Here is a 13,151-nt window from a genome sequence, read left to right as displayed (position 1 = left end):
GGGCACAGGCGAGGACGCCTGTGCCACACGGTCTTTGCCTGATTTGGGCGGCGGGGACGGCACGGTCTGGACACCTCGTAGGACACCTGACTTCCGAGATGGCCGGTTCTACTGCACAATTAAAAAGCCGGCGCGTTTCTCCCCCGAGAATTTGCGCCGGCTCTTTATAGTGTCCCCCCCCAGCTTCGGGAAGGACGACGGCCGCTCATCTCCCAGTTTCGGGTTCGGCCTAACTCAAGGATTCTCGCTTGCGGCGCTCCCGGGGCCCGCCTTCCTGGGTCGCGCGCCGCCACCACAATGCGGCCTGTTATCTCTCCGGTCAACAAAAAACCAAGCTGCCTCTGTTAACTCAATAGATAACTATCCGCGGGTGCGTTATACTTCCCGCCATACTGGTTTTGTTTCCGCTGTCCCGCTTTGCGGGCGGCGGGCGGAGCACATTCCTTCTCCTTCATACGCTCCGCTATTGAGCAGTACGGGACCGTTCTTGCCGCGTCCTTCGACAGCCGTTTCGGCGACTCCACAGGGGCGGGCAGAGAGTGGCTCCATACGGAGGTCCCGCTATGGACATGGCTGTCATTCGTCTGATTTTTGTTCTGATCGTAGCTGTTGCTTGCTGGATCCTGCAGCCCTTCGGCCTTTCGAAGTGGCCGGCGCCTGCCGCCGCTGCAGCCGGGGCTGGCATGGGTCTCGCCATCATCCTGTTCGAGATGCGCCTGCGCGCCATCAGCCTGAAGCGGCTGATCGGGGCGGCCATCGGCAGCATCCTGGGCATCCTCGGCGCCTACCTGTTCAGCCTGGTCATCCACAACAGCCTGGCCGCGGGTAGCACCCAGAGCTTCCTGCAGCTGCTGGTCATGCTGCTGATGGCCTATGTAGGCCTGATCGTGGGCGCCAACAAGGGCGACCTGCTGAACCTGGCGGCGCTGGGTGGCATCTTCGGGGGCGAGAAGCAGTCCAAGAAGAGCTACAAGATCCTGGACACCAGCGTGATCATCGACGGGCGCATCGCCGACGTCGCCGAGACCGGGTTTGTGGACGGCATCATCATGATCCCCCAGTTCGTGTTGCGCGAGCTGCAACTTGTGGCCGATTCCGCCGACTCGCTCAAGCGCAACCGCGGCCGCCGCGGCCTGGACATCCTGCAACGCCTGCAGAAGATGGCCGTGCTCGACCTCCAGTTCATCGAGGACGACTTTCCCACTATCCGCGAGGTGGACCTGAAGCTGATCGAGCTGGCCAAGGCCTACGAGGCCAAGATCGTCACCAACGACTTCAACCTCAACAAGGTGGCGCAACTGCAGGGCGTGGCCGTGCTCAACATCAACGAGCTGGCCAATTCCTTGAAACCCATCGTGCTGCCGGGCGAGATCATGAAGGTGTTCATCCTCAAAGAGGGCAAGGAGTACAACCAGGGCGTCGCTTACCTGGACGATGGCACCATGGTGGTGGTGGACAACGCGCGCAAGATGATCGGCAAGACGGTGGACATTTCCGTGACCTCGGTGCTACAGACCACGGCGGGGAAGATGATTTTCGGCAAGTTCGACGAGCGCGGCGCCGCCAGCCGTGCCGAACCCCGCCCGGAGCGCAAGCCGCAGCCGGTCGCCGCGGAGCGGCCCGCGGAGTAGCGTCGAGCCCCGGCGCGGGCTCGGTGGTTTATACTTTTCGCCCCTCATGAAAGTCATCGTCATCATTCCCGCCGCCGGCCTGGGGACGCGCATGGCCCTGCCGTCCAAGCCGGGCAAGAAGCCAGGCCCCTCCAAGCAGTTCACCGAGATCGGCGGCGTGCCCATCCTCATCCTTACCCTGCGCAAGTTCGCTGCCGCCGAATCCGTGAATGAGATCTACGTTGCGCTTCCCAAGGGCGAGGTCGAACCGTTCCGGAGCCGCCTGGAAAAAGAGGATTTGGGGAAGAAGGTGCATCTGGTAGAAGGCGGGGAGAGCCGGCAGCAGTCGGTGGCCAACGCGCTGGCGCAGGTGAAGGCGGAAGCCGAGGACATCGTGCTGGTACACGATGCGGTCCGCCCCTTCGTGGATCTCGAGATCATCCGCAGCGTGATTGACGCGGCGCAAAAGCACGGCGCGGCCATCGCCGGCGTGCCGGCGGTGGACACGGTCAAGCAGGTGGAGCGCACTGCCGACGGCGCCATCGTGACCGCTACCATCCCCCGCGAGCGCGTGGTGCAGGTGCAAACGCCGCAGGGCTTTCGCTGCGCGGTCTTGAAGAAGGCCTTCGAGGAGGCGCTGGCTGACGGCTTCACCGGCACCGACGAGGCTTCGCTGGTGGAGCGCGCAGGGCACGAGGTGGCGGTGGTGATGGGCTCGGCCCGCAACATCAAGATCACGACGCCGGCGGACTTGGAGCTGGCGGAGTTCTATCTTTCGCAGGAAAAGCGGGGTCGGTGATGCGCATCGGCATCGGTTGGGACTCGCACGAATTCCGCAAGGGGATCCCGCTGAAGATCGGCGGGATACGGCTGGCACACGCGAGCGGCCTGGCCGGCCACTCTGACGGCGACGTGCTGCTGCACGCGCTCACCGACGCTTTGCTGGGCGCGGTGGCGGCGGGTGACATCGGGTCGTACTTCCCTCCTTCGGACAAGAAATGGAAGGGCGCCGACTCCACTATCTTCGTGCGCGAAGCGCTGCAGCAGGTGGCGCGTGCCGGCTACGCGGTCGCCAACGTGGATTCGACGCTGATCCTGGCGGCGCCCAAGATCGGGCCTCATGCCAAGCGCATCCAGAAGCAGGTGGCCAGGCTCCTGGGCGTCGCGCCCGGCGCGGTCGGCGTCAAAGCCAAGACGCCCGAGGGGCTGAAGCTGAAGAACACCGCCATCGCCCAGGTGGCGGTGCTGCTGGTGGAGCGAAAAAAGAGTAAATCCCGAGCCGTTCGAAGGTAATCAGAAGACCCATGAAAAACGCAGCCGCTTTCCTGTTGTCACTGTTTCTGTGTTCCCTGGCCATCGCGCAGAAGGCGGGCCCGGCGGCGCCGGCCAGCGCCGACTGGCGGACTCCGGCGGAAATCTCCGACTACCGCACCACGCCGCGCTATGACGAGACCATGGCCTACGTGCGCCGGGTGGCCGCAGCCGCGCCCAGGCAGGTGAAGATCACAACTTTCGGGAGGACGGACGAAGGGCGCGACCTGATTGCCGTCATCCTCTCCAAGGACGGTGTCTTCGACCCCGCGGCGCTGCACAAGGCGAACCGGCCCATCCTGCTCATCCAGAATGCCATCCACGCCGGCGAGATGGATGGCAAGGACTCCTGCCTGGCGCTGCTGCGAGAGATGCTCATCACCAAGACGCAGGCCAAGCTGCTGGACCGCGCGGTGGTGGTGATCCTGCCCATCTACAACGCCGACGGGCACGAACGCTTCGGCCCCTACAACCGCATCAACCAGAACGGGCCGGAGGAGATGGGCTGGCGCACGCAGGCCCGCAACCTGAACTTGAACCGCGACTACATGAAGGCGGACGCGCCCGAGACCCGCGCCCTGCTTAAGCTGTTCCAGGCGTGGCTGCCGGACTTTTTCGTGGACGACCACGTTACCGACGGCGCCGACTACCAGTACGACACCACTTACGCCATCGACTCCGGGCCGGACGTCGATCCGGCGCTGGCTCAGTGGATCCGCGAGCAGCTCAAGCCCTACATCGAGAAGTCGGTCAGCGATTCCGGGCACGTCATCGGCGAGTACGTGGGCGTGGGCGAAGCCAATCCGAGCCGGGGGCTGACCGTCGGCCAGGACACGCCACGCTTCTCCACCGGCTACATGATCCTGCAGAACCGGCCGGGCTTCCTGGTGGAGATGCACATGCTCAAGGACTACAAGACGCGCGTCACCGGGAACTACGAGTTGCTGCGCGCGCTGCTGGAAATGATCAATCGCGACGCCGACGCGCTGGTCCGGATGAACCGCGAAGCCGACGCCGCCACCATCCGCGCCGGACAGCAGTCCGACGCGGCCGCGCAGTTCCCGCTGCGCCTCGCAGCCACCGATTCCAGCGTTCCATTCCACTTCCTGGGCTACAAGCGCGTGGTCGAGTTGAGCGAGGTCTCCGGCGTTCCGTGGACGCGCTTCACCCACGAGCCGGAGAACATCGACATCCCGCTGCACAACGAGTTGAAGGCCACGGTGATGGTCGCGCCGCCGCGCGCCTACATCGTGCCGGCGCAATGGACGAGCGTGATCGACGTGCTGAGCGCGCACGGGCTGAAGATGGTGCGCACGACCGCGCCCTGGTCGGCGGAGGTGGAGACCTACCGCTGCGAGGTCAAGTGGCAGGAGCGGCCGTTCGAGGGCCGTCATCCGGCGCAAGGCGGTGGGGAGTTCTCCCCCACCGGCAGCGGGATGGGCTGCCGCGCGGTGCGCGAGACGCTCTCTTTCCCGGCGGGCTCCGCGGTCGTGGCGCTCGACCAGCGTGCCGCCAAGATCGCCATCCACTGGCTGGAGCCGCAGAGCCCGGACTCAGCCGTGGCCTGGGGATTCTTCGACGCCATCTTCGAACAGAAGGAATATGGGGAGAGCTACGTGCTGGAAAAGCTGGCGCGCGACATGATGGCCAAGGATCCGAAGCTCAAGGAAGAGTTCGAGCAGAAGGTGACGAACGACAAGGAATTCGCCGCCGACCCGCGGGCGCGGCTGAACTTCTTCTTCCACCGCTCGCCCTGGTGGGACCCGCACCAAGGGCTGTACCCGGTGGGCCGGCTGAGGTCGCTTGAGGGCGTGCCGCTGCCGAAGTAAGCGCGCCTTACTTCCCTTTCCGATCCGGCTTCAGGTCCTTCACCTGGCGCATCAGCATGCGCACCAGCAGGCCGTCAAACTGGGTGCCGGAGAGCCGTTCCATCTCGGCCAGGGCTTCGGCGGAGCTGCGGGTGGTGGCATAGGGGCGGTCTGTGATCATGTTGACAAAGGCTTCGGCGACGGCCAGGATGCGCGCGCCCAGCGGGATGTGCTCGCCGCGCAGGCCGGCGGGGTAGCCGGCGCCGTCAAAGCGCTCGTGGTGATGCGCCACGATCCCGCGCAAGCGCTCGCCGTTGGGGATGACGCTCAGGATCTGCGCGGAAACCTCCACGTGGGTCTTGACCACGCGGTACTCGTCCTCGGTGAGCGGGCCGGCCTTGTTGAGGATGTGCTCTGGGACGACAATCTTGCCCACATCATGTACGCCGGCGGCGAAGACCAATTCGGCCAGCTCGGCGGGAGGCAGTCCCATCTCCGCGCCCAGCACCTCGGCATAGTGCGCCACCTGCTCGCCGTGGCCCACGCAGTGCATCTCCCGGGTCTCGGCGGTGCGGTTCAGAGTGCGGATGGCGTCGCGCAGCGCTTCGTCGCGATGCTCGGCGCGCACCGCGGCGCTCAGGCGCTCCAGGGTCGTCATCAGCTCATCCACGGAACTGAGGTCGCCTTCCTCGCGGCGCAGGAAGCCCTCCACATAGAGGTTGGCCAGTTGTTTCGAGGAAAGCTTTTCCGTGGTGGCGAATTCCCCCGCGGGGGAGACGCGGTTGCCGCCGGCGTGCTTGGAGATGTACATGCCGGCATCCGCCATGCGCAGGATGTCTTCCACCCCGGCGCCGTGCAGCGGGAAGGTGGCGACGCCGAAGCTGCCGGTGAGCTTGCGCTCGGCCAGCATGGGGTCGCCGGCGATCCACAGGCGCAGGCGCTCGGAGAGCGTGTGCGCCTGCTCCACTCCGGTCTCCGGCATGAGGATGACGAACTCGTCGCCGCCATAGCGGGCCACCACGTTGGACTGCCGGCACTTTTGCTCCAGCAGGCGACCCACGCGGGCCAGCACCAGGTCGCCTTCCAGGTGGCCCATGGCGTCGTTGATCTCCTTGAAGCGGTCGAGGTCGATGAGCACCAGGGAGAAGGGGCGCCCGGCGCGTGCCGAACGCTTCCACTCCGCCTGCACTGACTCCAGGAAGAAGCGGCGGGTCTTGACCCCGGTGAGGCCGTCGGTGATGGACTGCTGCTCCATCTTCTGGAAGACGAAAGAATTGTGCAGGGCGGTGGCCAGCAGGTCGGCGAGCGTCCGCAGGATGAGCACCTCCTGCTCGGCGAAGGCGTTCTCGCGCTGGCTCTCCACGTTGAGCACGCCCAGCAGGGTCTCCCCGTAGCTCACCGGGATGCAGAGTACGGAGCGCGACTGCGGCAGGATGCCCAGCAGGTGTCCCTCTCCGGTGTTCTGCGCCAGCATCATTTCGTTGGTGCGAGCCACGCGGCCCATGATACCGGTGCCCAGCGGCACGCGCTTGCCCAGCGCCTTGGCCGTGCTCCCCGCTTCCGCCTTGATCTCGATGTCCTTGGTGGCGTAGTCCAGGATGCCGATGCCGATGTGGTCGAACTGAAAGTTCTTTTGCACCTCGCTGACGATCTCCGCCATCATCTGCTCCGCATTCTGGCTGGAGATGGCGGTCTTGGAGACGTTGTTGAGGAACGCCAGGTAGCTGGCGCGCTTTTGCTGCTCGGCGAACAGGCGGGCGTTCTCCATGGCCACCGCCACCTGTCCGGCGGCGGTTTGCAGCACCTCCAGGTCGCGCTGGTCGTAAACGCCATCGCGCTCGTAATGCTGGGCCGCCATCACGCCCACCGGGCGCCCGTGCATCACCACGGGTACGCCGGCGAAACAGCGAGCCAGCCGGCCGGTGGAGGCCAGCCCCAGTTGCGCCAGCAACGGCTCCACCCCGCTGCGGATCAGCAGCGGGCGGCCGCTCTTCGCGATGTATTCGGTGATCTCGTTGCCTCTGGGGCGGGAGCGCTTGGACTGCACCCGGCCCTCTTCCACCTCCAGCTCGAAGCGCACGCTCTCGCCTTCGACGAAGGCCACGCTGAAGTTGCGGGTGTCGAACAGGCGCCCCAGCTCGCGGTGAATGGCCAGCAGCACCTCGTCCGGGTCCAGGTGCGAGCTCACCACCTGACCGATCTGGGTGAGCAGCTCGAACTCGCGCGTGCGCCGCTGGGCGTTGTGCATGAGCACGTAGTTTTCCAGGGTCATGGAGAGCTGCAGGCCCATCGTGGTCAGGATTCGCGTTTGAGCGCCGCTGAGAGAGGGGCTGCCGTCGTGCGCGAACAGGGCCACGCCCAAGCAGCGGTCGTGGGCCCGCAGGCTGAGGGCAGTCAACGCCGTGACCCCTTCCCCGGCCAGCAACTCGCGCAGGTGCGCCTTCTGTTCCGAGGGGGCGGGAATCAGCGGACCATCTTCTTCATAGAGGTCGCGCACCCGCACGGGCCCGGGCTGCCTCTGCGCCAGCGTGCTGAGGGCTTCTCCCCCGGCCTGCTCCAGGGAGGAAAGAAAGCTTCCGGCGAAGCCGCCTTGCACCGAGGGCAAGACGTTGCTCCAGCGCTCGCTGATGTAGATGGCGCTGCGCCGGCTGCCGATCAGCCGCGCCAGCCGGTCCAGTTGCCGCAGCAGGGCAGGGGCCACGTCGCCGGGCTCGAGCACACGGGTGGCATCCACTTCCAGCACGGAGAAGGAGGGCAGGTTCTCCTCCACCATGTGCCGCTCGTGGCGCTGCCGCAGCAAGTGGATGAGCACCACGCCCGACAACAGCGCAAGGATGCCGGCAAGAATCGCGTCGACTAGGCTGGGCATATTAGGGCCCCCCTCAACCCCGGGGGCTGTCAGGAGGGGGCGGAGAATCGCAGTTCAGAACCCGGGACTTTGCCTGCCCGAACTATATGGGGCCGCCGAAGTCGAGTCAATACAAAGACTGGTACCGGGCGATTACTTAAGTACCTGAAAAACCGCGACTTGACGCTTGTTTCCAGCGGCCCGTAACATCGGTTTCTGGCCCGCATGAGCCCTTCCGACGAGATCCGCGTGCGATTCGCTCCCTCTCCTACGGGATACCTGCACGTGGGCGGGGCGCGCACCGCGCTGTTCAACTGGCTGTTCGCCCGCCATCACGGCGGTCGCCTCCTGCTGCGCATTGAGGACACCGACCTCGAGCGCTCTACACCGGAGATGGTCGAGGGCATCCTCGAGGGGATGCGCTGGCTGGGGCTGGATTGGGACGAAGGCCCGTACTCTCAGACTGAGCGCATGGAGTCTTACCGCGTGGCGGCTGGGCGCCTGGTGGCTGGCGGTCACGCCTACTACTGCTTCTGCACCAAGGAGCAACTGGAGCAGCGGCGCGCCGCGGCCCAGGCCGCGGGACGTCCGCCGCGCTGCGGAGGCGAGTGCCGCAAGATCCCAGCCGCCGAAGCCGATCGCCGGCGCGCTGCGGGCGACGCCTGCGCCGTGCGCTTCGCCGTGCCACAGAGCGGGCAGACGGGTTTCGACGACGGCGTCTTCGGGCGCGTGGAATTCTCGAACGCCGAGCTCGAAGACTTCGTCCTACTGCGCTCCGACGGCGGGCCTACCTATCACCTGAGCATAGTGGCGGATGACATCGAGATGCGCATCTCGCACGTAATCCGCGGCGCCGACCACCTCTCCAACACGCCCAAGCAGGTGCTGCTCTATCAGGCCCTGGGAGCGGCGCTGCCGGTATTCGCACACGTGCCGCTCATCCTCGGTCCCGACAAGACGCGCCTCTCGAAGCGCCACGGTGCCACTTCGGTAATCGCCTACCGCGACCAGGGCATCGTGCCGGAGGCGTTTCGCAATTTTCTGGCTCTCTTGGGCTGGACGCCGCCGGATTCGTCGAAGGAGATCCTGCACGACGCGGAGCTCATCTCCCTCTTCGGCCTGGAGGGCATCTCGCGCTCCAACGCCGTCTTCGACAACGCCAAGCTCGACTGGTTCAACAGCGAGTACATCCGCGCCTACCCGGCGTCGGAGCTGGAGCCGCTGGTCGAAGAAGAGTGGAAGAAGGCGGGAGTGCAACCCGCGCGCAGTGACCGGGAGTGGCTGTTCTCGACCATTGACCTGCTCAAGCCCCGGGCGCGCAACCTGAAGGACTTCGCCACCTCCTTTCGCGCCTTCTTCACCGATGACTACGAGACCGACTCGGCCGCCGCCGCCAAGTACCTGAAGGACGGCGCGGTGCGCGAGCTTCTGGCGGAGTTGGGGGCGCGCTATGCCGGCACGGCCAACGGATTCACCGAGGAGAGTGCGGAGAAGATCCTGCGCGAGCTGGCGGCGGAGAAGAACGTGAAGGCGGGCGCGCTCATCAACGGCGCGCGCGTAGCGCTGACCGGACAAGCGGTGGCGCCCAGCCTGTTCGCGGTGATGGTCGCGCTGGGAAAAGATAAGACCGTTGCGCGCCTGCGCAGCGCCTCGACCCTCGCCGCCGGATGAGGTCCCAAAGCTGAGCTCCTCGCTCAATCCGTTCGGCGTCGAGTACCGCACGCTGCGCACGCGGCTGGCGCCCGAGGAGTGTTGCCGCCGACTGGAGCCGCTGGTGATCCCCTGGAGTTCGCGCATGGCCATCCTTTGGTCCGCCCGCGGTACAGCGGGCCGTCCATTAATCGGCGCGGTTTCCCAATACGGATTCGCGGTACGCAAGAAAATCTTCTACAAGAACGACCTGCAGATCGAGGCCGCTGCCCGCTTCGAGCTGGCGCCGGATGGGACGCGCATGCGCGTGCGACTGGGCACGCGCCGCTGGGTGCTATGGATCATGACTCTCTGGCTCTCCATCATCACACTCGTCCTGGCCGCGGTGCCCTACCTGTGCCACGTCTACCCGCTCTCCTGCCACGGGAGCGTGCCGCCGTGGGCCGCGCCGGCAGTCCCTATCTTCGCCGCCTTCATTCTGGTGCTGGGGCGATGGTTGTCGCGCGACGACGCGGAGTTCCTCATCGCGCGGCTGAAGGAGACGCTGGCTGCGGAAGAGGTCCCGGAAGCCTTCGGTCTGCCCACCGGCTGAGCGGGCGTACAATCTCGCGCTGGAGGTTCCTATGTCCCGGGCTTTGGGTTTTATCGGGTTGTTGATCGTGCTGGGGATTGGCGCCTACATCTACATGCGGCAGGCGCAATCGGTGACGCCGGGAGGCGGTGGCGCGGGCAGCACGGCCACGCCGCGCTCGACCATTGACGTGGTGGGGGTGAAGAACGACCTGATCGCGCTGGCCAGCGCCGAGCGCCGCCACTTCGCCGCCGACGGAAAATACGTCTCCATCGACGAACTGCGCTCGAACGGCGACATCAGCATGCCCACCAACCATCGCGGCCCCTACAGCTACTCCGCCGAGACCACCGACAGCGGCTTCCGCATCACCGCGAGCTACTCCGGGCCGCCCAACGCAGGCGTGTCGCACACCCTGAGCATCGACGAGACCATGCAGTTGAAGATGGAGTGAGAGCGGAAGCGTAACCGCGGCCTAAGAGCCTCGCCTCAAGGCGTCGCCACTAGAGGCAGTTCGATGAAGCTCGCCTGGCCGGGCACGTGGTAGATCCGCTGCACGGCCTTTCGGTAATCCTCCGGCTTGGCCCAGAAGATGCTGGGCACGAAAGTCTGTGGATTGCGGTCGTAGAGCGGGAACCAGCTCGACTGCACCTGAACCATGATCCGGTGGCCGGGCAGGAAGACGTGGTTCGCCGTGGGCAGGGCGAAGCGGTAGAGCAGGGCCTGGTCGGGCGCGATGGGTTTGGCCATCTCCAGGCTCTCGCGATAGCGGCCGCGGAAGATGTCGGCGGAAACCATCAATTGATATCCGCCCATGGCCGGCTGGCCTGCGACCTCGTCGGGGTAGACGTCGATCACCTTGACCACCCAGTCGGAGTCCGTGCCGCTGGTGGACGCGATCAGATTCGCGATTGGCTGTCCGCTGATCTTCACCCGTGCGCTCAATACGTCAGAGACAAACACGACGACATCCGGGCGGCCGGACGCTTCCCGCTGATCGTCCACGAGCCACTTGGGCCAGGTGAGGCCCTTGTCGTCGTAGCCGACGGGTTGAATGGGCCTGGCGCGGAAGGGCACGGGCTTGGCGGGGTTGGACACATACTCGTCGAACGTCGCATCGCCAGCACCCGGCGCGGTAAAGCTCAACTTCAGACCCGCGGTGAGATAGAGCGGCGTGGGTCGAACGGTGCAGCCGCTCGCGCAGCCGGCTGGCCAGGCGGGCAGGCGCCGCCATGTGTTCGTCCCAGTTTCAAACGCCATGACGGGCGGGACGGCGGCTTTGGGCGCGCCGTCCTTGAGGTATTGGTCCAGAAACGGACGCAAGATCTCTCTGCGGAAGGTGAGCGCGGTATCGCTGTTGAATCTGAGGGCGCCGAGCGTGCTGCCGTCCGCGATCTCCTGGCCGTGATGCCAGGGACCCAGGACCAGAAATACCTTGTCGTTCTCTGTGTCCTTCGGCTTGATTGCCTTGTAGACGGCGATGGCTCCGTAGATGTCCTCCTGGTCCCAGAGGCTGTGTACCAGCATCACCGGCACTTTCAGCGGTTGGGCCGCCAGTAGTTTGTCCACCGCCTGGTCGCGCCAGAAGGCGTCGTAGCTGGGATGATCGAGAAGCTTCCGCCAGAAGCCGACCTGTTCGAGCCCGCGGCGCCGCCCGAGTTCCCCTGCTGATCCCGCCTGCATGAACATGTCATAGTCGTCAAAGTTGCTCGTCCACCACTTGGCGTCATTCGCGTGCGTCCCCACCTGCTCGTAAATGTAGGGCATGTTCTGCTGGCGGAAGGCGCCGTAATGGAACCAGTCATCGCCCATCCAGCCATCGACCATGGGGTTCATCGGCACCGCCACTTTGAGCGCCGGATGGGGATTCACCAGCGCCATCAGGGGCAAAAAACCGTCATAGGAGATGCCGAGAATGCCGACTTTGCCGTTGCTTTCTGGGATGTTTTTCACCAGCCAGTCGATGGTGTCGTAGGTGTCGGTGGCGTGATCGACCGGCGTCGGGTTCTGCGGCCCGTGCAGGGGGCGGTTCATCACATAGTCGCCCTCGGAGCCGTACTTGCCGCGCACGTCCTGAACCACGCGGATGTAACCGCCCTCGACGATGACGTCGGTGGCATTGTCGTAGCCGTTCAGGATCGGGCCGAGGTGTGCGCTTGGGGAGTGGCTGGTGAGTTCGGTGGCGTTGTAGGGCGTGCGCGTAAGGAGGATGGGCGCGCCTTTGGCGCCCTTGGGCACAAGGATGACGGTGTGCAGCTTCACTCCGTCGCGCATGGGGATCATCACGTCGCGCCGGATGTAGTCGAAGCTATCGGTCGCGGGCACGAGCTTGGTCGGCGTTTCGCTCGGCAAGGCAGGGTATGCGGGAGGCGGCGGGGCGCTCTGGGCCGCCGACGGTTCGACGAACAACAACAGGGCGCCCAGCACCGGCGCGAGCAAGATCAGCGTGCGAACGCGGTCAATCGTCTTCATGTGAGTTCCCTCGCGAAGGATGGCCATTACTCGCGCCCGTAGGCAGCGCCCTCATCTTCATCCTGAGGGGGCCGCATCTTACTACGAACTAAGAACGGGGCTTGCGCACCGTGACTTCGAATTCCACCGGGAGCTTGGTGGGCGGGAAGCAGGCGCGGTCGGTGCAGGCCTGGAAGCGCAGTTCGCCCAGCACCTTGTAGCTCCCCGCGGGCGCGGAACCCAGGGCGCGCAGCTCGGCGCGCACCGTGAAGTCACCGGCATAGACGTTCAGCTTCTCCCCGGGCGAAAAAGCGAAGGTCAGATCCGTCCCCTCCGGATAGACGATGCTACCCGGCGTAAGGTTCGCCGGGGGGCTCAACTTCAGCCGCGTGGGGATGAGGAACTCCGAGTGAGGTTTGTTGGAGTTAATGTGATAGCCGGGGCTGACGCGGAAGCGCAGCTCCACCCGAACGTTCCCGCCCGGAGCCACGGCCGCCGCCTCCGGCGGCATGGCGATGACGATGGGCGTCTTGGGGACGAGCGAATCCTGCGCCAGCGCTCCGGCCGCGAGCAACGCCAGCAGGGCCAACACGGATTGGAGCCGGAGCCTCATCATTGTTTCTGTTCCTGGGGTTTCGATGCCTCGGGCGTTGGCGTGGATGCATTCACCGGGGCCGCCCCCTGGGCCAGCGAGCGCTTGATGTTCTCCTCGATGTCGCCGTGTCCGGCCAGGCCGAAGACCCGGTCCACGATCTTGCCGGTGCGGTCGATGTAGAACGTGCCCGGGAGATACGGCACGCCGCCATAGGCGTCGGCCACCGAATCGCGCCCCATCACGATGGTGTAGTGGACGCCCATCTCCTTGACGAACTTCTCCACGTCCTCCTGGGAGTCGTCCATGG

General features: G+C 65.5%; 11 protein-coding genes. 7 read left to right on the top strand and 4 right to left on the bottom strand.

Features of this window, described 5'->3' with window-relative positions; genetic code table 11:
* The first annotated feature begins 683 nt into the window (after nt 1-683).
* From VGQ94_06615 to VGQ94_06600, 4 genes are read left to right on the top strand one after another with little or no spacing between them, the layout of a single operon-like run.
* Nucleotides 684-1,631 (top strand): PIN domain-containing protein, encoded by a 948-nt coding sequence (locus VGQ94_06615; protein HEV2022185.1) that lies wholly within the window; start codon nt 684-686, stop codon nt 1,629-1,631.
* Nucleotides 1,632-1,677: 46 nt separating this feature from the next.
* On the top strand, nt 1,678-2,409 hold the full coding sequence (gene ispD / locus VGQ94_06610; protein ID HEV2022184.1) for a 2-C-methyl-D-erythritol 4-phosphate cytidylyltransferase: 732 nt from the start codon (nt 1,678-1,680) through the stop codon (nt 2,407-2,409).
* Nucleotides 2,409-2,903: a 2-C-methyl-D-erythritol 2,4-cyclodiphosphate synthase gene (gene ispF, locus VGQ94_06605; GenBank protein ID HEV2022183.1), complete on the top strand. Its 495-nt coding sequence runs from the start codon at nt 2,409-2,411 to the stop codon at nt 2,901-2,903. The genes ispD and ispF overlap by 1 nt, the downstream gene beginning before the upstream one ends.
* 11 nt (nt 2,904-2,914) lie before the next feature.
* Complete coding sequence (locus tag VGQ94_06600; protein HEV2022182.1) at nt 2,915-4,750, top strand: M14 family metallopeptidase; 1,836 nt, start codon at nt 2,915-2,917, stop codon at nt 4,748-4,750.
* A gap of 7 nt (nt 4,751-4,757) precedes the next feature.
* Here the strand turns inward: VGQ94_06600 and VGQ94_06595 are convergent, their stop codons facing one another.
* On the bottom strand, nt 4,758-7,598 hold the full coding sequence (locus tag VGQ94_06595; protein ID HEV2022181.1) for a diguanylate cyclase: 2,841 nt from the start codon (nt 7,596-7,598) through the stop codon (nt 4,758-4,760).
* A 228-nt stretch (nt 7,599-7,826) separates the two neighbouring features.
* On the opposite strand from VGQ94_06595, the gene gltX reads away from it, so the two are divergent.
* From gltX to VGQ94_06580, 3 genes are read left to right on the top strand one after another with little or no spacing between them, the layout of a single operon-like run.
* The gene (gltX, locus tag VGQ94_06590; protein HEV2022180.1) at nt 7,827-9,248 is read left to right on the top strand and encodes a glutamate--tRNA ligase; all 1,422 of its coding nucleotides are present in this window, start codon (nt 7,827-7,829) and stop codon (nt 9,246-9,248) included.
* Nucleotides 9,208-9,819, top strand: a complete 612-nt coding sequence (locus tag VGQ94_06585) for a hypothetical protein (protein ID HEV2022179.1) — start codon at nt 9,208-9,210, stop codon at nt 9,817-9,819. The genes gltX and VGQ94_06585 overlap by 41 nt, the downstream gene beginning before the upstream one ends.
* A 31-nt stretch (nt 9,820-9,850) precedes the next feature.
* Complete coding sequence (locus VGQ94_06580; protein HEV2022178.1) at nt 9,851-10,252, top strand: hypothetical protein; 402 nt, start codon at nt 9,851-9,853, stop codon at nt 10,250-10,252.
* Between the two features lie 35 nt (nt 10,253-10,287).
* Here the strand turns inward: VGQ94_06580 and VGQ94_06575 are convergent, their stop codons facing one another.
* The 3 genes from VGQ94_06575 to VGQ94_06565 all read right to left on the bottom strand — a co-directional run.
* Nucleotides 10,288-12,270, bottom strand: coding sequence for a CocE/NonD family hydrolase (locus VGQ94_06575; protein ID HEV2022177.1), 1,983 nt, complete (start codon nt 12,268-12,270; stop codon nt 10,288-10,290).
* An 88-nt stretch (nt 12,271-12,358) separates the two neighbouring features.
* Nucleotides 12,359-12,862, bottom strand: a complete 504-nt coding sequence (locus tag VGQ94_06570; protein HEV2022176.1) for a protein-disulfide reductase DsbD N-terminal domain-containing protein — start codon at nt 12,860-12,862, stop codon at nt 12,359-12,361.
* A partial coding sequence (locus tag VGQ94_06565) for a TlpA disulfide reductase family protein (protein ID HEV2022175.1) occupies nt 12,862-13,151 on the bottom strand: 290 nt, incomplete at its 5' end. The genes VGQ94_06565 and VGQ94_06570, both read right to left, overlap by 1 nt.

This window comes from Terriglobales bacterium (assembly GCA_035937135.1).
In the GTDB taxonomy this organism is placed as follows: Bacteria; Acidobacteriota; Terriglobia; order Terriglobales; family Acidobacteriaceae; genus DASYVL01.
Note: the sequence above shows the minus strand (reverse complement) of the source record. Positions and strands in the feature narration are given on the sequence as shown.